Genomic DNA, 19,535 nt, shown 5'->3' with positions numbered 1-19,535 from the left:
GGGCGAAAGCACCCTCCAGGGTAGGACCCGCCGATATCCCGCACGCGGGAAGGTCCGCCTGCGTGACCAGGGTCACCCCGGGGGGTGGGTGCCGGCAGCCCCGTTGACTAGGCTTGCCCCCGTGGACAACTCGCCGTCGAAGGACCCGCAGGACCAGCAGATGGACGATCAGGGGCAGGGGCCCGTACCGATGACCAAGCCCGCGGCGGCACCGCCCGCGCGGCCCGCGCCCGCCCCGGTGGCGCAGGCCGAGATGCGGGCCTCGGACGCCGATCGCGAACGGGTGGCGGAGCTGCTGCGCGACGCCTACGCCGAGGGGCGGCTGGACGTCGACGAGCACGCCGAGCGGATCGAGGCGGCCTACGGGGCGAAGACCCTGGGTGACCTCGTGCCGCTGACCCGGGACCTCCCGGTGCACCGTGAGATCTCCTTCGAGAAGCCGCCGCTGGGCGCCCCGGAGCCGGCCGCCGGCCCGCGGGCGGAGGGCCCGGTGCGGCTGCCGGCCCGCAACGAGGCGCCGACCATGCTGGCGGTCTTCGGCGGCTCGTCCCGCAAGGGCCGGTGGCGGGTGGGGTCCCACCTGCGGGCCGTGGCGATCTTCGGCGGGGTCGAGATCGACCTCACCGACGCCGTGTTCGAGTCGCCCGAGGTGGTGATCGACGTGGTCGCGATCTTCGGCGGGGTGGAGATCAAGGTGCCGGAGAACGTCAGCCTGCACGGTGGCGGCGTCGGCATCTTCGGCGGCTTCGACGTCAAGGAGCAGACCGCGGCCGACCCGTACGCGCCGGTGGTGCGGGTGAAGGGCACCGCGGTGTTCGGCGGGTGCGAGGCCAAGCCGCGCCGGGGCAAGAAGCTCAAGGAGTGGGTGCGCAAGCAGCTCGGCGCCGACTGAGCCGCGCACCGAGGGCGGGCCCGGCGCCCGGTCGGGGGCGACTTCGGGCCGGGCGCTCGCCATGGCGTCGGGTGCGGGCTGTAGTCGGTTGCGTGCAGTGTGCATGAATCGCGCGGGCGTGGGGTAGTTCCTCTGGCACATCGCTTCTTGTACGGCTGCGTACCGGAGGCGGCCTGAGGCCGGCCCGGGGGTGTGAACGGGGGCCCGCAGCTGGGCAGGGGAGCGAGCTTCCCCGTGTCCGAGAGCCTCGTCAGGAGTACGGCCGTGCTGCATCCGATCGAGTCCCGCACCACCTCGTCCGCCGCCCCTGCGCCGGCCGCCCCGTCGCCGGCCGCGCGGCCGTCCGCCGCGGCCTCGCCGGTGGTCGCGGCCCAGCTGCTGGAGCGGCGCCCGGCCCCCCAGCCGGCGGGTGAGGACAGCCCGTGGCACACCGCCGCGGCCTGCCGGCGGGACGAGGTGGGCCTGTTCTTCGCGCCGTCCAAGGAGCCGACCGCGGCCCGGCTGTCGCGCGAGGAGCAGGCGAAGCAGGTGTGTGCCCGATGCCCGGTGCTGCTGGACTGCCGGGAGCACGCGCTGGCCCAGCCGGAGCCGTACGGGGTCTGGGGCGGGCTGACGGCGGCCGAGCGCCGGGTGGTGCTGGCGCGGCGCCGCCGCCGGGACGTCGAGCTGCGCGAGGCCCGGGTGCCGGGGGCGCGTGGCCGGATCGCCGGCTGATCCCCGGGGCGGGCGCCGGCGCCGGACCGGCAGCGACCGCAGGCGGGTGACGGCAGAGCACAGCCCGCGTCCCGGCGAAGGGGGATTTCGCCGGGACGCGGGCCGCTTCGTGCTGCCGGGGTCAGTTGGCGCGGTCGAAGTCGATCGCGCTGTAGGCCCGCAGCTTGGACAGCTTGTGGGTGGAGTCGATCTGCCGGATGGTGCCGCTCTTGGAGCGCATCACCAGCGAGCTGGTGGTGGCGGTCTCCTGGCGGTAGTGCACGCCGCGCAGCAGCTCGCCGTCGGTGATGCCGGTGGCGACGAAGAACACGTTCTCGCCGCTGACCAGGTCGTCGGTGGAGAGCACCCGGTCGAGGTCGTGCCCGGCGTCGAGGGCCTTCTGGCGCTCGGCGTCGTCCTTGGGCCAGAGCCGGCCCTGGATCACGCCGCCCATGCACTTCATCGCGCAGGCGGCGATGATGCCCTCGGGGGTGCCGCCGATGCCCATCAGCAGGTCGACGCCGGTGCCCTCGCGGGCGGCCATGATGGCGCCGGCGACGTCGCCGTCGGAGATGTACTTGATCCGGGCGCCGGCCTCGCGGATCTCCCGGACCAGGCCCTGGTGGCGCGGGCGGTCGAGGACGACCACGGTGACGTCCTCGACGGCGATGCCCTTGGCCTTGGCGACCCGGCGGATGTTGACGGCCGTCGGCGCGGTGATGTCGACGAAGTCGGCGGCCTCCGGACCGGCGACCAGCTTGTCCATGTAGAAGACCGCGCTCGGGTCGAACATGGTGCCGCGGTCGGCGACGGCCAGGACCGCGACCGCGTTGTTCATGCCCTTGGCGGTGAGGGTGGTGCCGTCGACCGGGTCCACCGCGACGTCGCACTCGGCGCCGGTGCCGTCGCCGACCCGCTCGCCGTTGTAGAGCATGGGCGCCTCGTCCTTCTCGCCCTCGCCGATGACGACGACGCCGTTCATCGAGACGGTGGAGACGAGGGTGCGCATGGCCCGGACGGCGGCGCCGTCGGCGCCGTTCTTGTCGCCACGGCCGACCCAGCGGCCGGCGGCGAGCGCCGCGGCCTCGGTGACCCGGACGAGTTCGAGCGCGAGGTTCCGATCGGGAGCCTCCGGCGCGACCTCCAGGGCGCTGGGCAAGTGGTGCGGGTACTGCGTGGTCATCGTCGTTACCTCTCTGTACGCGACGGCCAGTGAGCGCCCGACTACTGCCAGGTCGAACGCCGTGGTGAGGGTGTTGCGATCGTATCTGCCCCCGGAACGGGTGTCTGTGGCGCGGGTCCCCCACGGGGACGGGGACGGCGGGTTTCGCCCCTGTTCACCCGGACGTGGACACCCCGGGTGCGGGGGTGCGGGTCGGCATGAGTCACCATGTGGGGGTGGCTGGAGAGAGCAAGGGCATGAGGGGCCGGCAGACCGTACGGGACATGGTCCTGTCGATGCTGGCCGTCGGCGTCGTGGTCTGGGTCGGGTACCTGTTCCTGCCGCACGACGCGAACGGCCAGGGGCCCCGTACGGTCGAGTACTCGGTGGCCGCGGCCTCGGCGAAGCGGGCCGCGCCGTACCCGCTGCTCTCCCCGGAGGGCCTGCCCGCGCAGTGGCGGGCCACTTCGGTGACGTACAACCCGGCGTCGATGGGCCTCGGCAAGGGCAACGCCTGGCACCTGGGCTTCCTCACCCCCTCCGGCCAGTACGCGGCGCTGGAGCAGAGCGACGCCAAGCCCGAGGACGTGCTCAAGGCGGCGGTGGCCGACGGCAAGCCGGACGGCACCGTGGACGTCGCCGGGCAGACCTGGGAGAAGGTGCAGGGCCCCAAGGCGCGGGCGCTCACCGTGCAGGCCGGCGGCGCGACGACGATACTGACCGGCACCGCCTCCTACGAGGAGCTGGCCGAGCTGGCGCAGGCGCTGAAGTAGTCCGGTTGCCGTCCCCGGAGCGGAGATCTCCGCCCCCCCGGGGCCGGCCGGGTGAACGGCGGTGAACGGCGGAGAGCGAACGCGAAGGGCCCCGCACACGGCGTGTGTGCGGGGCCCTTCGCGGTGTCCGTCGGCCGTGGGGCTCAGACGGTGGTGACGACCTCGTCGTAGGCCAGGCGCGGGGAGCGCGGGTACCAGGCGTTCTCGCCCGGCTTGCCGATGTTCACCACGGCCAGCACCGAGTGCTCGCCGTCGCCGAAGAACTCCTTGTTGATGCCCTCGGCGTCGTAGCCGGTCATCGGGCCGGCGGCCAGGCCGGCGGCGCGGACGCCGATGATGAAGTAACCGGCCTGCAGGGCGCCGTTCATCGCGGCCGAGGTCTCGCGGACCGGGCGCTCGGTGAAGTAGTCCTTGGCGCCGGGGAAGTGCGGGAAGACGGTCGGCAGCTCCTCGTGGAACTCGTTGTCCACGGCCAGGATGGCGGTCAGCGGGGCGGCGGTGGTCTTGGCCTTGTTGCCCTCGCCGAGGTGCTGGACGAGGCGCTCGCGGGCCTCGGCCGAGCGGACCAGGACGACGCGCAGCGGCTGCTGGTTCATCGCCGTCGGGCCGAACTTGACCAGCTCGTAGATGGCCTGGACCTGCTCGTCGGAGACCTGCTCGTCGGTGAAGGTGTTGGCGGTACGGGCCTCGCGGAACAGCAGGTCCTGGGCGGCGGCGTCGAGAACCAGGGCGTCGGTGGTCATTTTTTGTACACCTCGGGGGAGGAAGAAACGGTGGGGTTCAGCTGTTGTCGATGACCGGCCGCAGCCGATCATTGAGTCCCAACATAAATGAAGATTCAACTGTTCCGACCCCGGCTGTGACCTGCGTCACCCCGCTCGACCCTCCGGGTCACCCCTGCGGCGGCGCCCCCTCCTCGGCCGCCAGCGCGGCGTCCAGCTGGGCCCGCGCGCCGTCCAGCCAGCGCTGGCAGACCTTCGCCAGCTGCTCGCCGCGCTCCCACAGCGCCAGCGACTCCTCCAGCGAGGTGCCGCCGTTCTCCAGCTGCCGGACCACCTCCAGCAGCGCGTCCCGCGCGTGCTCGTAGCCCAGCGCGTCGTCCGCGGTCGGGCTCTGCGCGGCGACCGCCGGGTCCTGCTCCTGATCTGCCATGGCAGCCAGCGTAGGGGCCCGCACCGACAGCGCGGACCGCCCCCGCCCGCCCGTCGCTCAGTCGGCCCGCCGCCCGCCGGCCACCGTGACGTCGAAGCCGCCGCCCGCCACCCGGGCGTGCAGTTCCTCGCCCGCCGCGGCCTGCGCCGGATCGGTCACCACCGTGCCGTCGCCCCGCTGCAGCACCGCGTAACCGCGCTCCAGGGTGGCCGCCGGGGAGAGCGCCACCACCCGGGCCAGGGTGTGCCCGAGGTCGCTCTGCGCGTGGTCCAGCCGGTGGCGCAGCGTGCGCCGGGCCCGCTCCAGCAGCCCGTCCACCTCCTGCCCGCGCCCGTCCAGCATCCGCTGCGGCGCGGCCAGCACCGGGCGGCTGCGCACACCGTCCAGCCCGTGCTGCTCGCGCTCCACCCGGGCCAGCACGTGCCGCCGGGCCCGGTCGCGCAGCTGGCGGACCTTGGCCAGCTCCTCGCCGACGTCCGGGACCACCCGTTTGGCGGCGTCGGTCGGCGTGGAGGCGCGCAGGTCGGCGACGAAGTCCAGCAGCGGCTGGTCCGGCTCGTGTCCGATCGCGCTCACCACCGGCGTCCGGGCGGCCGCGACCAGCCGCACCAGGCCCTCGTCCGAGAACGGCAGCAGGTCCTCGACGCTGCCGCCGCCCCGGGCCACGATGATCACGTCCACCTCGGGGTGCTCGTCCAGCTCCCGGACGGCCTCGCTCACCCGCTCCACCGCGCTGACGCCCTGCACCGGCACGTTGCGGACCTCGAAGCGGACGGCCGGCCAGCGCCGCCGGGCGTTCTCCAGGACGTCCCGCTCGGCCGCCGAACCCCGGCCGGTGACCAGCCCGACGCACTGCGGCAGGAACGGCAGCGGCCGCTTGCGGTCCGCGGCGAACAGGCCCTCGCCGGCCAGCCGCCGCTTCAGCTGCTCCAGCCGGGCCAGCAGCTCGCCCAGCCCGACCAGCCGGATCTCGGAGGCCCGCAGCGAGAGCTGGCCGCGCGCCGCGTACCACTCCGGCTTGGCGTGCACGATCACCCGTGAGCCCTCCTGCACCGCGTCCGCGACCTGGTCGAAGACGGAGCGGAAGCACGTCACGGTCAGCGAGACGTCGGCCTGCGGGTCGCGCAGCGTCAGGAACACCACGCCCGCCCCCGGCCGCCGGCTGAGCTGGGTGATCTGCCCCTCCACCCAGACCGCGCCGAGCCGGTCGATCCAGCCCCCGATCAGCGCGGAGACCTTGCCGACCGGGAGCGGCGCTTCGGGGGAGCTGGGGTTGGCCATGCCTATGAGGCTATCCGCGTCCGCCGACAGCGGAAGCCCGCCGGCCGAGCAGCACCAGCAGCCCGACGGCCAGCCAGACCAGCCCCACCACCTGCGCGGTGCCCGAGGCCTCGGCCACCACCGCGCCGATCACCGCCACGCCCAGCACCGGCACCACCACGTCCGCCGCCCGGTTCCGGGAGCGGTGCTTCACCGCGTACCAGCCCACCACCGAGGCGTGCAGCAGGGTGAACGCGGTGAGCGCGCCGATGTTCACCACCGAGGTCAGCCGGTCCAGCCCGTCGTCCCGGTTCGCCGCCCAGACCGCCGCCGCCATCGTGATCGCCGCCGACACCAGCAGCGCCCGGCGGGGCACCGCCGAGTCCGGGTCGACCGCGCCCAGGAAACGCGGCAGCCGCCCGTCCCGGCCCATCGCGAACAGCAGCCGCCCGGCCGCCGCCTGCCCGGCCAGCGCCGCGAACGCCGCACCGATCGCCTTGCCGGCCGCGACCAGCACGTGCAGCCAGTGCCCGACCGAGCCCTCGACCGTGTCGTAGAACGCCGACCCCTGCGCCGCCGGGTCCGCCGCCAGCTGCTGCGGGGCGAGCGGCTCCAGCAGCGCCGCCAGGTAGGTCTGCGCCACGAACAGCGCGCCGGACAGCGCCAGGCACCACAGCACCGCCCGCGCCACCGCCGCCGAGGCGCCGACCGCCTCCTCCACGAACGTCGCGATCGCGTCGAAGCCCAGGTAGGACAGCACCGCCACGGAGACCGCCGAGAGCACCGCCGCCGTCGAGAAGCCGCCGACGGCCGTGAACGGGCTCGCCCAGTCGCGCTGCGCGCCGTCCCGGGCCAGCACCACCGCCGCCGCGACCACGAACACCGCCAGCACCGCGAGCTCCATCGCCAGCACCGCGAGGCCCACCGCGGCCGCCGTCCGCACCCCGGCCAGGTTGAGCCCGGTGGTCAGCACCACCGCGAGCGCCGTCCACACCCAGCGCGAGACGTCCGGCACCAGCGAGTTGAGCGCGATGCCGCTGAACAGGTACGCGACCGCCGGGATCAGCAGGTAGTCGAGCATCGCCATCCAGCCGGCGACGAACCCGGCCGCGTCGCCCAGCCCGGCCCGCGCGTAGGCGTACACCGAACCGGTCTGCGGCACCGCCCGCACCATTCGGGCGTACGAGACGGCGGTGAACCCCATCGCCACGGTGGCCACCAGGTAGACCGTCGCGACCGCCCCGTGGCTCTTGGCGTCGAGCACCCCGAACACCCCCACCGGGGCCATCGGGGCGATGAACAACAGCCCGTACACCACCAGATCGCGCACGCCCAGGCTGCGCCGCAGCGCGCCCCGCTGCTCGGGGCCGTCCGGCTCGACTCGCTCGCTCATAGCTTCCACATTTGAGCACCTGTGACCGCCGATGACGGGAACGCGGCTCCCGTCGGCGCGGCCGCGTGCCGCCCGTACGATGGAGCCATGTCCTCCAACACCGCGCAGCGCCGTGTCCTGCTCGCCGCCCCCCGGGGCTACTGCGCGGGCGTCGACCGCGCCGTGATCGCCGTGGAGAAGGCCCTGGAGCAGTACGGGGCCCCCATCTACGTCCGCAAGCAGATCGTCCACAACAAGTACGTGGTGCAGACCCTGGAGAAGAAGGGCGCGATCTTCGTCGACGAGACGGAGGAGGTGCCCGAGGGCTCGATCGTGGTCTTCTCGGCCCACGGCGTGGCGCCCTCGGTGCACGACGAGGCCCGGGCCGGCAAGCTCGCCACCGTCGACGCCACCTGCCCGCTGGTGACCAAGGTGCACAAGGAGGCGGTGCGCTTCGCCGACGAGGGCTTCGACATCCTGCTGGTCGGCCACGAGGGCCACGAGGAGGTCGTCGGCACGATGGGCGAGGCCCCGGACCGGATCCACCTGGTGGACGGCGCCGAGGACGTCGCCAACGTGCGGGTCCGCGACGACTCCAAGGTGGTCTGGCTCTCCCAGACCACGCTCTCGGTGGACGAGACCATGGCCACCGTCGGCGAGCTGAAGAAGCGCTTCCCGCTGCTGGTCAGCCCGCCCAGCGACGACATCTGCTACGCCACCCAGAACCGCCAGGTCGCGGTCAAGCAGATGGCCCCGGAGACCGACCTGCTGATCGTGGTCGGCTCGAAGAACTCCTCCAACTCGGTGCGCCTGGTCGAGGTCGGCCTGGAGTACGGCGCCAAGGCCGCGCACCTGGTGGACTTCGCCGAGGAGATCCGGGAGGAGTGGCTGGAGGGTGTCGGCACGGTCGGCCTGACCAGCGGCGCCTCGGTGCCGGAGATCCTGGTCGAGGGCGTGCTGGAGTGGCTGGCCGCGCGCGGCTACGACGAGGTCTCCACCGTCAAGACCGCCGAGGAGCACCTCACCTTCTCGCTGCCCAAGGAGCTCCGCCGCGATCTGCGCGCCGAGGCCGCGGGCAAGCTGTAGGACGTTGCGCCGGACATTGCGCGAGATGTCCGGCGCAGGACCCGGTGGCCCGTTCGGGTGCCGGGTCCTTTGCTGTGCGGGGCCAGGCGGGTTCTCGTAGGTTTTGTGCAGGGGCAGGTTTCTGTGCACAGGCCTGTGGACAACTTCGGCGGAGGGCGGTCGTCATGACGGCGGTATTCGGTGTGGACATCGGCGGGTCGGGCATCAAGGGCGCCCCCGTCGACCTCGCCCGGGGCGTGCTCGCCCAGGAGCGGCACAAGGTCCTCACCCCGCAGCCGTCCACCCCGCAGGCCGTGGTCACCGCCGTCCGGGAGGTGGTCCGCAACTTCGGCCACCGGGGTCCGGTGGGCCTGACCTTCCCCGGCGTGGTCGTCGACGGCCGCACCGTGACCGCCGCCAACGTCGACAAGGGCTGGGTCGGCCTGGACGCCGCGGGCCTGTTCCGCGAGGCGCTCGACCTGCCGGCCGTTGTGCTCAACGACGCCGACGCGGCCGGCCTCGCCGAGACCGCCCACGGTGCCGGCCGCGGTCAGGCGGGCGTGGTCCTCGTCCTCACCTTCGGCACCGGCATCGGCAGTGCCCTGTTCGTGGACGGCGTGCTGGTGCCCAACACCGAGCTCGGCCACCTGGAGATGCGCGGCAAGGACGCCGAACGGCGGGCCTCCTCGGCGGCCAAGGAGCGGCACGGGCTGAGCTGGGCGCAGTGGGCCGGGCGGGTGGACGAGTACCTGGACCTGGTGGAGATGCTGTTCTCGCCGCAGCTGATCGTGATCGGCGGCGGGGTGAGCCGCAAGCACGAGAAGTTCCTGCCGCTGCTGCGCGACCGCGGGGCGCGGATCGTCCCGGCGGAGCTGCGCAACGACGCCGGCATCGTGGGCGCGGCCATGGCGGCGGCCCGCGCCACCGCCTGACCCCCCTGTCCGCCTGGCCCCCTGTCCGGCTGTCCGGCCGGTCCGCCCGCGGCCGCTCAGCGCGCGCGGTGGATCCGGCGCTGGGCGACGAACCGGGCCAGCGCGATCGCGGCGGCCAGCCCGGTGCCGGTGAACAGCCAGCCGGAGCGGGTGGCCAGGTTGGTCGCCAGCGCCACCACCTGCGCGGTCACCCCGGTGGAGGTGACCGGCCCGAACAGCAGCAGCGCCGCGGCGAAGGCGATCGGCCCGCTGATCGGCGCGGCCAGCAGGTCGGCGTACCGGACCCGGACCGCCAGCTGGAAGCAGACCAGCAGGTAGCCGAGGCCGAACAGCACCCCGAGCCCGCCGAAGGCCAGCCGGTCCAGGCCGGCCACCGCCACCGTCGCCACCAGTGCGACCACCCCGGTGCCGACCGCGGTCAGCCGGGCCGGCCGGCCGGTGCGCCGCCGCCCGTAGAGCCGCCCGGCGATCCGGGGCCGCTCCGGAGGCCCGGACACGGGGCGTAGCCGGGAACCGGGGCCGCCGCCCCGCCCCCCGGCCTTGCCCGGGGCCTTCCCGGTGGTCCTTCCCCGGGCCCTCCCGGGCGGGGCGGCCGGGTCCCCCGCGCTCTCGCGGGCCCGGCCCGGCCCGGGGACGGCGGCCCCGGCCGCGCCGTTCGGCGGTCGGCGTCTGGGCCCTGGCGGCTGGGTACGGATGCTCTGCTCCACCCACCCAACGTACGGTCCGATCATCGCCACACTGTGTAATGGGCCGTCGGGGCTTGTTCCGTGTCTCCGGACGGAGTATTGATGTGACCGTCGCTCAAGTGCGCGGGGGAAACGGATGACCGGCGGGTTCCCGTTCGAACGGCTGCACCACCTCCACGGCCGGACAGTCCGGCGGGCACCGTCGCTTCCGCTGCGGCGACCGGCTCGGCGGCCGACCGGAGTTCCTCACCCCGCTGCCGGGGCGGCGGACGCCTGACCCGCTGCCCGTAGACTGGGGGATCGGTCCGGTGGACGGGCCGGCCCAACTCCTCCAAGCCCACAGGACTGCGCTTCATGTCGCTCACGATCGGAATCGTCGGCCTGCCGAACGTCGGCAAGTCGACCCTGTTCAACGCCCTGACCAAGAACGACGTGCTGGCGGCCAACTACCCGTTCGCCACCATCGAGCCCAACGTCGGCGTCGTCGGCGTCCCGGACGAGCGGCTGAACAAGCTCGCCGAGATCTTCGGCTCGCAGCGCATCCTCCCGGCCACCGTCGACTTCGTCGACATCGCGGGCATCGTCCGCGGCGCCAGCGAGGGCGAGGGCCTGGGCAACAAGTTCCTCGCCAACATCCGCGAGTCGGACGCCATCTGCCAGGTCGTGCGCGCCTTCACCGACCCCGATGTGGTCCACGTGGACGGCAAGGTGTCCCCCAAGGACGACATCGAGACCATCCACACCGAGCTGATCCTGGCCGACCTGCAGACCATCGAGAAGGTCCTGCCCCGGCTCCAGAAGGAGGCGCGCCTCAAGAAGGACACCGCCCCCGTGCTGGCCGCCGCCGAGGCCGCCCAGGCGATCCTGGAGACCGGCAAGACCCTCTTCGAGGCGGGCTTCGACACCGCCCCGATCCGCGAGCTGCACCTGCTGACCGCCAAGCCCTTCCTCTACGTCTTCAACGTCGACGAGGACGAGCTGTCCGACGAGGCCTTCAAGCAGGCCCAGCGTGAGCTGGTCGCCCCCGCCGAGGCGATCTTCCTCAACGCCAAGATCGAGTCCGAGCTGATCGAGCTGGACGACGCCGAGGCCCTGGAGCTCCTCCAGTCCATGGGCCAGGACGAGCCCGGCCTCGCCACCCTCGCCCGCGTCGGCTTCGACACCCTCGGCCTGCAGACCTACCTCACCGCCGGTCCCAAGGAAGCCCGCGCCTGGACCATCAAGAAGGGCGCCACCGCCCCCGAGGCCGCCGGCGTGATCCACACCGACTTCCAGAAGGGCTTCATCAAGGCCGAGGTCATCTCCTTCACCGACCTCGTCGAGACCGGCTCCCTCCCCGAGGCCCGCGCCAAGGGCAAGGCCCGCATCGAGGGCAAGGACTACCTCATGCAGGACGGCGACGTCGTGGAGTTCCGCTTCAACGTCTGACCGGATCGTCGTTGCGCGCCCAGCGGGCCGGACTCCCCGGAGTCCGGCCCGCTCGGCGTTTCCGCGTGCCTGGTGAGTGGTACGTTATCCGGTACCACTCATCGAAGGGGGGGCCGCGTTGTCCATCACCGCGAGCGAGGCCCGCAGGGACCTCTTCCCGTTGATCAAGAAGGTCAACGAGGACCACGACGCCATCGAGATCGTGTCCAGGCACGGAAACGCCGTACTCGTCTCCGCCGAGGACTACGCCGCCCTGCGCGAGGGCTCCTACCTCCTGCGTTCGCCGGCGAACGCACGCCGTCTGCTCAAGGCGTACGAGAACGCCCTGAGCGGCGCGGGGCTCTCCGAGCGTGCGCTCATCGACCCCGACTCGGCCGATGCCGGGCGCGGCGCCGAGTGAGGCTCGTCTTCGAGGAACTGGGCTGGGAGGACTACACGTCCTGGCTCAGGAACGACCGCAAGACGCTCGCCAGGATCAACAAGCTCGTCGAGGACGTCCTGCGCGACCCGTTCACCGGGATCGGCAAGCCCGAGCCGCTGAAGGACCACCTGCCCGGCGCGTGGTCGCGGCGGATCGACGACGAGCACCGTCTCGTCTATCTGGTCACGGACCGGGAGATCGTCATCCTGGCGGCCCGCTACCACTACTGACCGCCGGTTGCGGTTCGCGCGACCGTGCTGGTCCTGTGCCGATTTCGTTCGCCGGTCGGGATGTTCCTGCGGCTCGCGGCCGCCCGGCCCGCGCGGAAGCGGGGCGGGCGGCCTTTCGGTGCTTTCGGTGCTTTCGGTGATTTGCGCGGGGATTTCAGCAGACGAAGCCCGTGGAATTGGACCAGAACGTCAGGAACGACCAGGTCTGGGCGCCGATGACGCCGTCCACCGTGATGTTGGCGCATTTCTGGAAACGTCGGGTCGCGGCGTCCGTCACGGGGCCGAAATCGCCGTCCACGAGGATGGCTTCCCCGGTCAGTGAGGAACCGAGGTAGCACTGTGCCTGCTTGACCGCTTCCCCCGACGAGCCCTGCTTGAGGGTGGGCCGGGCGTCGGTGAAGTTGCAGCGCTGGGTCGGCTGGTTGTCTGTCACCTTCGGAATTCCTTTGCGATCGCACCCGGATGGGCGACGGCCTTTCTGGCGTATTTCCAGAGAAGCACAGGTGGTCGCGGGGCGCAGCGCGCGGCGGCGGGCGGTCCCCCTGCTCGGGTCAGACGAGGGTGACGGTGAAGGTGGCGGCGGGGCCCGGGGTGATGGTGAGGGACTCGAGGGTGAGGGCGTGGGCGGTGGGGCGGTGGGCGGCGGCGCGGGGGCCGATGCCGACGACCGGGACGCCGGCGGCGTGGGCGGCGGCTATGCCGGCCTCGGAGTCCTCGAAGGCGAGGCAGTCGGCGGGGGCGAAGCCGAGGGCGGCGGCGCCCTTGAGGAAGCCCTCGGGGTCGGGCTTGCTGGCGCCGACGGACTCGGCGGTGACCAGGACCGGCGGCAGGGGGAGGCCGGCGGCGGCCATCCGGATGCGGGCGAGCGGGGCGTCGGCGGAGGTGACCAGGGCGTGCGGGAGGCCGGCCAGGGCGGCGAGGAAGGCGGGGGCGCCGGGGACCGGGACGACGCCCTCGGTGTCGGCCTTCTCCTCGGCGAGCATCCGGTCGTTCTCGGCGAGGTTGACCTCCATCGGGCGGTCGGGCAGCAGGGCGGCCATGGTGGCGTGGCCCTGGCGGCCGTGGGCGACGCGCAGCACCTCGGCCGGGTCGAGGCCGTGCTCCTCGGCCCAGCGGTGCCAGCAGCGTTCGACCACGGCGTCGGAGTTGACCAGGGTGCCGTCCATGTCGAGCAGGAGGGCGCGGGGGGTGAAGGTCGTCGCGGGCATCGGGCGGCTCCAGGGGGCGCGGGGAGGGCGGGCAAAGGAGATTGTTTAAGAAGGATACAAAAGATTGCCCCGCGCTTCGAGTGGCTTCAGCCCAACAGGTGCGCGTTGACCGCGCGGGCCTCCTCGGCCAGCTCGGGCAGCTCCACCAGCGCGACGCCGGCCGCCTCCAGCCGGGCGGCGCCCCGGGTCTCGGCGACGAAGGTGGACGGCTCGCGCCAGGCCACCACCACCCGGGGGACGCCGGCCGCGATCAGCAGCTCGGCGCACGGCACCGGGCGGGAGGCGCGCTGTCCGCAGGGCTCCAGCGAGCTGTAGACGGTCGCGCCGCGCAGCCGCGGGTCGCCGGCCGGGAGCTTGCCGAGCGCCGCCTCCTCGGCGTGGGCGTGGCCGTCCACCTCGCGGCTGAACCCCTCGGCCAGCACGGTGCCGTCGGCGGCGACGACCACCGCGCCGACCGAGAACGCGGTCTGCGAGGGCGGGCAGCGCCGGGAGAGCTCGACCGCCCGGCGGAGGAAGGCCAGGTCGGCGGGGCGCTGGTCGGCGGGGCGCGGGTCGGTCACGGGGCGGGCTCCTTCGGGGCGTACCTGAGCAGGACGACATCGCCCACCGTACGGGCCTCCAACAGTCGCATCCGCCGGGCCGGGCCGCCGGGGAAGTCCGCCGGGCCGACGAACCGCGGCGCCCGCGCCTGGCCGACCAGCAGCGGCGCCACCACCAGCTGGAGCTCGTCCGCGAGCCCCTGGGCCAGGAACTGGGTGTGCACCCCGCTGCCGCCCTCGACCATCAGCCGCCGCACCCCGCGCGCGCCGAGGTCGTCCAGCACCGCGCCCAGCTCCACCGCCGCGCCGAGCGCCACCACCTCGGCCAGCCCGTCCAGCGCCGGGCGCAGTACGGCGGCCCCGGCGTCCGTGGTGTAGGCGAGCCGTTCGCCGCCGGTGTGCCAGAACCGCAGCGAGCGGTCCAGCCGGCCGCTCGCGCTGAGCGTCACCTTCAGCGGGTACTCCGGGCGGCCCGCCGCGCGCCGGGCGGCCCGCCGTCCGGGGTCGTTGACCAGCAGCCGGGGGTTGTCCGCGCGCAGGGTGTTGCCGCCGACCAGGACGGCGTCGCTCGCGGCCCGTTCGGCGTCCACCCGGTCGAAGTCGGCCGGGCCGGAGAGCAGCAGCCGCTCCGGGGAGGCGTCGTCGAGGTGCCCGTCGAGCGACATCGCGGCGCTCAGCAGGACGAAGGGGCGCGGCGCGGGCATGGTGGGGACCGTTCTGTGAGGCGGCTGCCCGTCCACGGTACGGCGCCCGCGGAGGAGCGGGCCGGGCGAGGGCTGGTGTTCGCCGAACGGTCGGCTGCCGTCGGGGCGGTGTTCGCCGACGGGCCCCACCCTGGTGCGGACCTCGCACCGCCCCCACGTCGAAGGGCAGTCACCGTGTCCCGTCCCTCCCGCCGCCTGCTGCCGCTGGCCGTCGCCACCGCCGCCCTGCCGCTGCTCGCGCTGCCGGCCGGTCCCGCCGCCGCCGTGGCCTACGGCACCCCGACGATCACGCTCTCCGCCGCCTACCTGTCCGGCGCGGTCGGTGCCACCGGCGACCCGTCGGTCACCGTCACGGTCGCCCAGAGCGGCGCCCCGGTCTCCTCGCTCACCGTGGCCGCCACCGCCAGCACCCGCACGGCCGTGGCCCGGACCGGTGACGTCACCGTCACCGGCACCGGCTCCGCGCGCTCCCTCGCGGTCGCCGCGCAGGGCGTCGGCTACACCGACCTCACCGTCAAGGTCACCGGGCTGGGCGGCAAGACCGCGTCGAAGACGCTGCACTACGCGGCCTCGCCGGCGGTGGGCTTCTCGGCGGACAGCCGCTACCTGACCGGCTCCAGCGACGCCTCGGCGGCGGTGGACGCGGGCAACGGCTACATCGTGGTGGCCGACGACGAGTCCAACGTGCTGCGGCTGTACGACCGCAACGCCTCCGGGGCGCCCGTCCGCACCTGGGACTTCTCCTCCGCGCTCGGCGTCTCCAAGGAGATCGACATCGAGGGCGCCACCCGGGTCGGCAACACCGTCTACTGGACCGGCTCGCTGGGCAACAACAAGGACGGCGAGATCAAGACGGCCCGGCACACCGTGTTCGCCACCACCGTCACCGGCTCGGGCGCCACCACCCAGCTGTCGCTCGCCGGCTCCTCCTCCGTCCTGCGCGACGACCTGATCGCCTGGGACCGCGCGCACGGCAACCGTTACGGCTTCGCGGCGGGCGCGGCGTCCGGCCAGGCGCCCAAGCAGATCGACGGCTTCAACGTCGAGGGCCTGGAGTTCGCGCCGGGCAGCACCACCACCGCGTACGTGGGCTTCCGCGCGCCGCTCACCCCGGCGGTCACCGGCGGCCGGGCGCTGATCGTGCCGGTCACCAACTTCCCGTCGCTGTTCAGCGGTTCGCACGCCACCTTCGGCGAGCCGATCGAGCTGGACCTCGGCGGGCTCTCCGTGCGCGACCTGCGGCGCAACGCGCTCGGCCAGTACCTGATCGTGGCCGGCTCCTGGGCGGCGGACGACAACTCCGACCCGTACGCGCTCTACCGCTGGGACGGGCAGCCCGGCTCGCAGCCGGTCAAGGTGCTCGACCTGCCCACCTCCGACGCGGGCGGCTGGGAGGCCGTGGCGGACGTCCCGGACCTCACCGCTCCCGGCGCCCGGGTGCAGCTGATCACCGACGACGGCTCGGCCGTGCTCTACAACGACGGCATCGAGGCGAAGGACCTCGCCCAGCCGGAGTTCAAGAAGTCGCGGACCACCTGGTTCACGCTCAACTAGGCGGTACCGCAGGGCTTTCGGCCCCCGTCCGGACGGTCCGTCGTCCGGGCGGGGGCCGTTTCGTTCCCATCGCCGATGCGTTCGGAATATGAGACGAATCTTCTTGAAATGCGGGACGGGAGTAGCGTCGGAGCTGTCGAGGAGCCGGCCGATCCCGAGGGGGACGTCACCATGACCGCACCGAAGCCCGCCGTCTACACCCACGGCCACCAGGAGTCGGTGCTGCGTTCGCACCGCTCCCGGACGGTCGAGAACTCCGCCGCCTACCTGCGCGAGCGGCTGCGGCCCGGACAGGCCGTGCTGGACATCGGCTGCGGCCCCGGCACGATCACCGCGGACCTGGCCGAACTGGTCGGGCCGAAGGGCCGGGTGGTGGCCGCCGACGCCTCCGCCGAGGTGCTGGAGGCGGCCGCCGGGTACATCGCTGGGCGGGGCCTGTCGAACGTCGCGTTCGAGGTCGCCGACGTGCACCGGCTGCCGTATGCCGAGGGGGAGTTCGACGTGGTGCACGCCCATCAGGTGCTGCAGCACGTGGCCGACCCGGTCGGCGCGCTGCGCGAGCTGCGCCGGGTCACCGCCGAGGGCGGCGTGGTCGCCGTGCGGGACGTCGACTTCGCGGCCACGGCCTGGTACCCGGAGGTGCCCGAGCTGGACCACTGGCTGGAGCTGTACCGGCGGATCGCCCGGCACAACGGCGGCGAGCCGGACGCCGGACGGCGGCTGCTGTCCTGGGCGCGGGCGGCCGGCTTCACCGACGTCACCGCCACCTCGAGCACCTGGACGTACGCGACGCCCGAGCAGCGCGCGTGGTGGGGCGGGCTGTGGGCCGACCGGATCACGGACTCCGCCATCGCGCGGACGGCGGTGGCGCAGGGGTACGCGGACGAGGCCGGGCTGGCCCGGATCGCGGCCGGGTGGCGGGAGTGGGCGGCCGCCGGCGACGGGTGGTTCGCGATGCTGCACGGGGAGGTGCTGGCACGGCGCTGAGCCGGGGTACGGGCGTGCGGTGAGGGGATGGTTCGTGGGGCGGCGAAAAGGTGCGCGGGTGTTTCACAAGATCGGGTAAAGTCGCGCGCCTGTTCCCGTACCCGACGGCCCGACGGGGCGATCCGCCCAGGGGCTCCGCGGGTCGTCGTCCTGCCGAGCTGTCGCCCGCCACCCGCGGGCCGGGGGAGATCGCACGTGTCCAAGCCCGAGTCCGACGCCGCCGCCCCCGAGCCGGTCGGGCCGGCCGAGCGGGTCGAGCTGACCAAGCCGACGGCCGGGCCCGCGCCTGAGCCCGCGCCCGTGTCCGAGCCCGCGCCCGTGTCCGCGCCCGTGTCCGCGCCCGCGCCCGTCCCCGCGCCTGAGCCCGTGTCCGCCCCCGCGCCCGCCGCGGAGGCGGCCCCGGGCCCCGGCGGCCGCCGCCGACCCCTGGGCGCCCCCGCCCCCGGCTCCGCCCCCGCCGCGCCGCCCGCGGCCGACCCGTGGGCCACCCCCGTCGGCGGGCCGCCGCCCTTCGACCCGGACCGGCCGCGCGCCACCGGCTGGGCGGCCGTCACCCCCGCCGCCCACTCCGGCTTCCAGCCCGGCTTCGCCTATCCCGCCGCCCCGACGATCACCAACGGTTTCGCGGTCGCCGCGCTGGTCACCGGCCTGCTCTGCATGTGGCCGCTGGCGCTCGCCTTCGCGATCGTCGCGCTGGTCCAGATCCCCAAGCGGAACGAGAAGGGCCGCGGCATGGCGGTCACCGGTCTGGTCACCGGTGTCCTCGGGGTGATCGTCACCCTGATCGCGTTCATCGGCCTCGCCGCCGCCGGCTTCGAGGAGGAGCAGTACGCGGACACCCGGCACGGCCCGAAGGGGTCGGTGTCCATCGACGACCTGACGGCGGGCGACTGCTTCGACCAGCCGCCGCTCGGCTCCGGCCAGGACTCCGAGTCCGCGAGCGTCTACTGGGTGCGCGTGGTGCCCTGCTCCTCGCCGCACCACGGCGAGGTCGCCGGCTTCTCCCACCTCGCGGGCCGCGGTCCCGCCGAGTACCCGACCCTGACCGAGATCGAGAAGGCCGCCGCGCGGCTCTGCAACCCGGTGCGCGACGACTACGCCCTCGACTCCTGGCTCGTCCCCGACGGCATGGAGGAGTCCTACTACTACCCGAGCCGCGCCGGCTGGGCGTCCGGCGACCGCCGGGTGACCTGCACCTTCCAGGACGAGACGAGGATGCACACGGGCAGCGTCCGCACCGACCGGACCAAGCTCACCCAGGCCCAGCGCACCTACCTGGACGCCGTCCAGGCCTACAACGGCGCACTCGCCGTCGAGCCGGAGGGCGAGGTCGACGAGGAGCCGGCCGAGTACCGCACCTGGGCGAAGACGATGGCCGGCGCCTGCCGCAAGGAGGTCGCGGACCTGTCGGCCAACGGGATCGACTGGCCAGCCGGGGCCAGGGCCAAGCTGATCGAGCTGGGCGCCGTCGAGCTGGACGCGGCCAACGCCTGGGACGCCGCCGCCAAGTCCACGGACGACGAGACGCTCGTCCGCGAGGTCCGCAAGGCGCGGGCGCTGTCCGTCAAGAGCAACGGGCTCGCGGTGGACATCCGCAGCGCGCTGGGGCTGTCGACGGGCGAGCAGGCCTCCGACGCCCGGGTCTGACGGGCCCTAGCCTGGGCGGCATGGACACCTACCGGGTGATGCGGCAGGACGACAACGGCAACCGGTTCCTGGTCGTCGGGGGGATCGAGCGGGAGGCGGCCGAGCGGCTCGCGGCCGAGTTCGAGGCGCGCGGCCACCAGCAGCTGTACTGGGTCGAGGCCGAGCCCGCCGGGGCCTCGCAGGCGCGTGGCCCGCGCGACTGACGGGCAGGCCGTAGGGTCGGCGTCCATGGACAGGAGCATGGGCGGGCCGGAGCCCGACGGCGGCGCGGCGGAGAACCGGATCGTCGTCGGCGGCGCGCTGATCCACCGGGCGCGGGTGCTCGCCGCCCGGCGCAGCGCGCCCGCCGAGGTGGCGGGGCGCTGGGAGTTCCCGGGCGGCAAGGCCGAGCCGGGGGAGACCGAGACCGAGGCGCTGGAGCGCGAGCTCATGGAGGAGCTGGGCGTCCGGGCCCGGGCGCTCACCCGGCTGCCCGGCGCGTGGCTGGTGCGCCCGGGCCTGGAGCTGCGGCTCTGGGCGGCCGAACTGCTCGCCGGGGAGCCGCGGCCCCTGCAGGACCACGACGAGCTGCGCTGGCTCGGCCCGGCCGAGCTGGCCGACGTCGAGTGGCTGGAGCACGACCGGGAGGTCCTCCCCGAGGTCGCCCGCCTGCTGACCGCCCCCTGAGCCACGGTCCGCGGAGCGCCCCTCGGCGGCACCCCGGGCCGGTGCGGGCCGGATGGTACCGGCCCGCACCGGCGAACCGCCGTGCCGCGCCCGTGAACGACGCGTGGGGGCGACGGATCGGGCAAATCGGAAAAGCCGGTGCGACCGGCGGGATAGCCTTGGTC

General features: G+C 74.0%; 21 protein-coding genes and 1 pseudogene. 13 read left to right on the top strand and 9 right to left on the bottom strand.

Annotated elements, in window-relative coordinates; all coding sequences use genetic code 11:
* Window positions 1-160 precede the first annotated feature (160 nt).
* Window positions 161-892: a DUF1707 domain-containing protein gene (locus ACFCLZ_RS16300; RefSeq protein WP_380286190.1), complete on the top strand. Its 732-nt coding sequence runs from the start codon at window positions 161-163 to the stop codon at window positions 890-892.
* Window positions 893-1,252: 360 nt separating this feature from the next.
* Window positions 1,253-1,606, top strand: a complete 354-nt coding sequence (locus ACFCLZ_RS16295; protein ID WP_380286189.1) for a WhiB family transcriptional regulator — start codon at window positions 1,253-1,255, stop codon at window positions 1,604-1,606.
* A 121-nt stretch (window positions 1,607-1,727) separates the two neighbouring features.
* Here ACFCLZ_RS16295 and glpX read toward each other — a convergent pair whose 3' ends face one another.
* Window positions 1,728-2,768, bottom strand: coding sequence for a class II fructose-bisphosphatase (gene glpX / locus ACFCLZ_RS16290; protein WP_380285613.1), 1,041 nt, complete (start codon window positions 2,766-2,768; stop codon window positions 1,728-1,730).
* Window positions 2,769-2,983: 215 nt separating this feature from the next.
* Here glpX and ACFCLZ_RS16285 point away from each other — a divergent pair, with 215 nt between their 5' ends.
* A complete protein-coding gene (locus ACFCLZ_RS16285; protein WP_380285612.1) occupies window positions 2,984-3,520 on the top strand; it encodes a DUF4245 domain-containing protein in 537 nt (178 codons plus the stop codon).
* Between the two features lie 143 nt (window positions 3,521-3,663).
* Here ACFCLZ_RS16285 and ACFCLZ_RS16280 read toward each other — a convergent pair whose 3' ends face one another.
* The 4 genes from ACFCLZ_RS16280 to ACFCLZ_RS16265 all read right to left on the bottom strand — a co-directional run bounded on the left by ACFCLZ_RS16280 (window position 3,664) and on the right by ACFCLZ_RS16265 (window position 7,325).
* Window positions 3,664-4,263, bottom strand: coding sequence for a malonic semialdehyde reductase (locus tag ACFCLZ_RS16280; RefSeq protein WP_380285611.1), 600 nt, complete (start codon window positions 4,261-4,263; stop codon window positions 3,664-3,666).
* A gap of 148 nt (window positions 4,264-4,411) precedes the next feature.
* Window positions 4,412-4,672, bottom strand: coding sequence for an exodeoxyribonuclease VII small subunit (locus ACFCLZ_RS16275; protein WP_380285610.1), 261 nt, complete (start codon window positions 4,670-4,672; stop codon window positions 4,412-4,414).
* 57 nt (window positions 4,673-4,729) lie between these two features.
* Entirely contained in the window at window positions 4,730-5,953 is a 1,224-nt protein-coding gene (gene xseA, locus ACFCLZ_RS16270; RefSeq protein WP_380285609.1) for an exodeoxyribonuclease VII large subunit, read from the bottom strand.
* Window positions 5,954-5,963: 10 nt separating this feature from the next.
* Window positions 5,964-7,325 (bottom strand): APC family permease, encoded by a 1,362-nt coding sequence (locus ACFCLZ_RS16265; RefSeq protein WP_380285608.1) that lies wholly within the window; start codon window positions 7,323-7,325, stop codon window positions 5,964-5,966.
* 87 nt (window positions 7,326-7,412) lie between these two features.
* On the opposite strand from ACFCLZ_RS16265, the gene ACFCLZ_RS16260 reads away from it, so the two are divergent.
* Both ACFCLZ_RS16260 and ppgK read left to right on the top strand, forming a co-directional pair.
* Window positions 7,413-8,390, top strand: coding sequence for a 4-hydroxy-3-methylbut-2-enyl diphosphate reductase (locus ACFCLZ_RS16260; RefSeq protein WP_380285607.1), 978 nt, complete (start codon window positions 7,413-7,415; stop codon window positions 8,388-8,390).
* A gap of 164 nt (window positions 8,391-8,554) precedes the next feature.
* Window positions 8,555-9,301: a polyphosphate--glucose phosphotransferase gene (gene ppgK, locus ACFCLZ_RS16255; RefSeq protein ID WP_380285606.1), complete on the top strand. Its 747-nt coding sequence runs from the start codon at window positions 8,555-8,557 to the stop codon at window positions 9,299-9,301.
* A 56-nt stretch (window positions 9,302-9,357) separates the two neighbouring features.
* On the opposite strand, the gene ACFCLZ_RS16250 is transcribed toward ppgK, so the two are convergent.
* On the bottom strand, window positions 9,358-9,798 hold the full coding sequence (locus ACFCLZ_RS16250; protein ID WP_380285605.1) for a DUF6542 domain-containing protein: 441 nt from the start codon (window positions 9,796-9,798) through the stop codon (window positions 9,358-9,360).
* A 543-nt stretch (window positions 9,799-10,341) separates the two neighbouring features.
* On the opposite strand from ACFCLZ_RS16250, the gene ychF reads away from it, so the two are divergent.
* The 3 genes from ychF to ACFCLZ_RS16235 all read left to right on the top strand — a co-directional run bounded on the left by ychF (window position 10,342) and on the right by ACFCLZ_RS16235 (window position 12,066).
* Complete coding sequence (gene ychF / locus ACFCLZ_RS16245) at window positions 10,342-11,415, top strand: redox-regulated ATPase YchF (RefSeq protein WP_380285604.1); 1,074 nt, start codon at window positions 10,342-10,344, stop codon at window positions 11,413-11,415.
* 118 nt (window positions 11,416-11,533) lie between these two features.
* Window positions 11,534-11,815 carry a type II toxin-antitoxin system Phd/YefM family antitoxin gene (locus ACFCLZ_RS16240; protein ID WP_380285603.1) on the top strand — a complete coding sequence of 94 codons (282 nt, stop codon included), beginning with the start codon at window positions 11,534-11,536 and terminating at the stop codon, window positions 11,813-11,815.
* Window positions 11,812-12,066, top strand: coding sequence for a Txe/YoeB family addiction module toxin (locus tag ACFCLZ_RS16235; RefSeq protein WP_380285602.1), 255 nt, complete (start codon window positions 11,812-11,814; stop codon window positions 12,064-12,066). The genes ACFCLZ_RS16240 and ACFCLZ_RS16235 overlap by 4 nt, the downstream gene beginning before the upstream one ends.
* Window positions 12,067-12,220: 154 nt before the next feature.
* Here ACFCLZ_RS16235 and ACFCLZ_RS16230 read toward each other — a convergent pair whose 3' ends face one another.
* The 3 genes and pseudogenes from ACFCLZ_RS16230 to ACFCLZ_RS16220 all read right to left on the bottom strand — a co-directional run bounded on the left by ACFCLZ_RS16230 (window position 12,221) and on the right by ACFCLZ_RS16220 (window position 14,517).
* A complete protein-coding gene (locus tag ACFCLZ_RS16230) occupies window positions 12,221-12,499 on the bottom strand; it encodes a peptidoglycan-binding protein (protein ID WP_380285601.1) in 279 nt (92 codons plus the stop codon).
* Window positions 12,500-12,617: 118 nt separating this feature from the next.
* Complete coding sequence (locus tag ACFCLZ_RS16225; RefSeq protein WP_380285600.1) at window positions 12,618-13,274, bottom strand: HAD-IA family hydrolase; 657 nt, start codon at window positions 13,272-13,274, stop codon at window positions 12,618-12,620.
* A gap of 86 nt (window positions 13,275-13,360) precedes the next feature.
* Window positions 13,361-14,517, bottom strand: a pseudogene (locus ACFCLZ_RS16220) (dihydrofolate reductase family protein).
* A gap of 174 nt (window positions 14,518-14,691) precedes the next feature.
* Between ACFCLZ_RS16220 and ACFCLZ_RS16215 the strand changes: the two are divergent.
* The 5 genes from ACFCLZ_RS16215 (at window position 14,692) to ACFCLZ_RS16195 (ending at window position 19,371) form a co-directional block, all read left to right on the top strand.
* Entirely contained in the window at window positions 14,692-16,071 is a 1,380-nt protein-coding gene (locus ACFCLZ_RS16215) for a hypothetical protein (protein WP_380285599.1), read from the top strand.
* Window positions 16,072-16,242: 171 nt separating this feature from the next.
* A complete protein-coding gene (locus ACFCLZ_RS16210) occupies window positions 16,243-17,058 on the top strand; it encodes a methyltransferase domain-containing protein (protein ID WP_380285598.1) in 816 nt (271 codons plus the stop codon).
* A gap of 195 nt (window positions 17,059-17,253) precedes the next feature.
* A complete protein-coding gene (locus ACFCLZ_RS16205; protein WP_380285597.1) occupies window positions 17,254-18,705 on the top strand; it encodes a DUF4190 domain-containing protein in 1,452 nt (483 codons plus the stop codon).
* Window positions 18,706-18,725: 20 nt separating this feature from the next.
* Window positions 18,726-18,908 (top strand): SPOR domain-containing protein, encoded by a 183-nt coding sequence (locus ACFCLZ_RS16200; protein ID WP_380285596.1) that lies wholly within the window; start codon window positions 18,726-18,728, stop codon window positions 18,906-18,908.
* A gap of 25 nt (window positions 18,909-18,933) precedes the next feature.
* A complete protein-coding gene (locus tag ACFCLZ_RS16195) occupies window positions 18,934-19,371 on the top strand; it encodes a (deoxy)nucleoside triphosphate pyrophosphohydrolase (RefSeq protein ID WP_380285595.1) in 438 nt (145 codons plus the stop codon).
* The last annotated feature ends 164 nt before the right edge of the window (window positions 19,372-19,535 follow it).

It is taken from the genome of Kitasatospora purpeofusca (assembly GCF_042691725.1).
Taxonomy (GTDB): domain Bacteria; phylum Actinomycetota; class Actinomycetes; order Streptomycetales; family Streptomycetaceae; genus Kitasatospora; species Kitasatospora purpeofusca_B.
The sequence above is the reverse complement of the archived record's forward strand: the minus strand, read 5'-3'. Positions and strand labels throughout refer to the sequence as shown.

Coding starts and splice junctions, on each gene's coding strand:
- glpX (WP_380285613.1), bottom strand. CDS start 2,768: ATGACCACGCAGTACCCGCACCACTTGCCCAGCGCCCTGGAGGTCGCG.
- ACFCLZ_RS16195 (WP_380285595.1), top strand. CDS start 18,934: ATGGACAGGAGCATGGGCGGGCCGGAGCCCGACGGCGGCGCGGCGGAG.
- ppgK (WP_380285606.1), top strand. CDS start 8,555: ATGACGGCGGTATTCGGTGTGGACATCGGCGGGTCGGGCATCAAGGGC.
- ACFCLZ_RS16265 (WP_380285608.1), bottom strand. CDS start 7,325: ATGAGCGAGCGAGTCGAGCCGGACGGCCCCGAGCAGCGGGGCGCGCTG.
- xseA (WP_380285609.1), bottom strand. CDS start 5,953: ATGGCCAACCCCAGCTCCCCCGAAGCGCCGCTCCCGGTCGGCAAGGTC.
- ACFCLZ_RS16260 (WP_380285607.1), top strand. CDS start 7,413: ATGTCCTCCAACACCGCGCAGCGCCGTGTCCTGCTCGCCGCCCCCCGG.
- ychF (WP_380285604.1), top strand. CDS start 10,342: ATGTCGCTCACGATCGGAATCGTCGGCCTGCCGAACGTCGGCAAGTCG.
- ACFCLZ_RS16280 (WP_380285611.1), bottom strand. CDS start 4,263: ATGACCACCGACGCCCTGGTTCTCGACGCCGCCGCCCAGGACCTGCTG.
- ACFCLZ_RS16275 (WP_380285610.1), bottom strand. CDS start 4,672: ATGGCAGATCAGGAGCAGGACCCGGCGGTCGCCGCGCAGAGCCCGACC.
- ACFCLZ_RS16210 (WP_380285598.1), top strand. CDS start 16,243: ATGACCGCACCGAAGCCCGCCGTCTACACCCACGGCCACCAGGAGTCG.
- ACFCLZ_RS16225 (WP_380285600.1), bottom strand. CDS start 13,274: ATGCCCGCGACGACCTTCACCCCCCGCGCCCTCCTGCTCGACATGGAC.
- ACFCLZ_RS16200 (WP_380285596.1), top strand. CDS start 18,726: ATGGACACCTACCGGGTGATGCGGCAGGACGACAACGGCAACCGGTTC.
- ACFCLZ_RS16300 (WP_380286190.1), top strand. CDS start 161: ATGGACGATCAGGGGCAGGGGCCCGTACCGATGACCAAGCCCGCGGCG.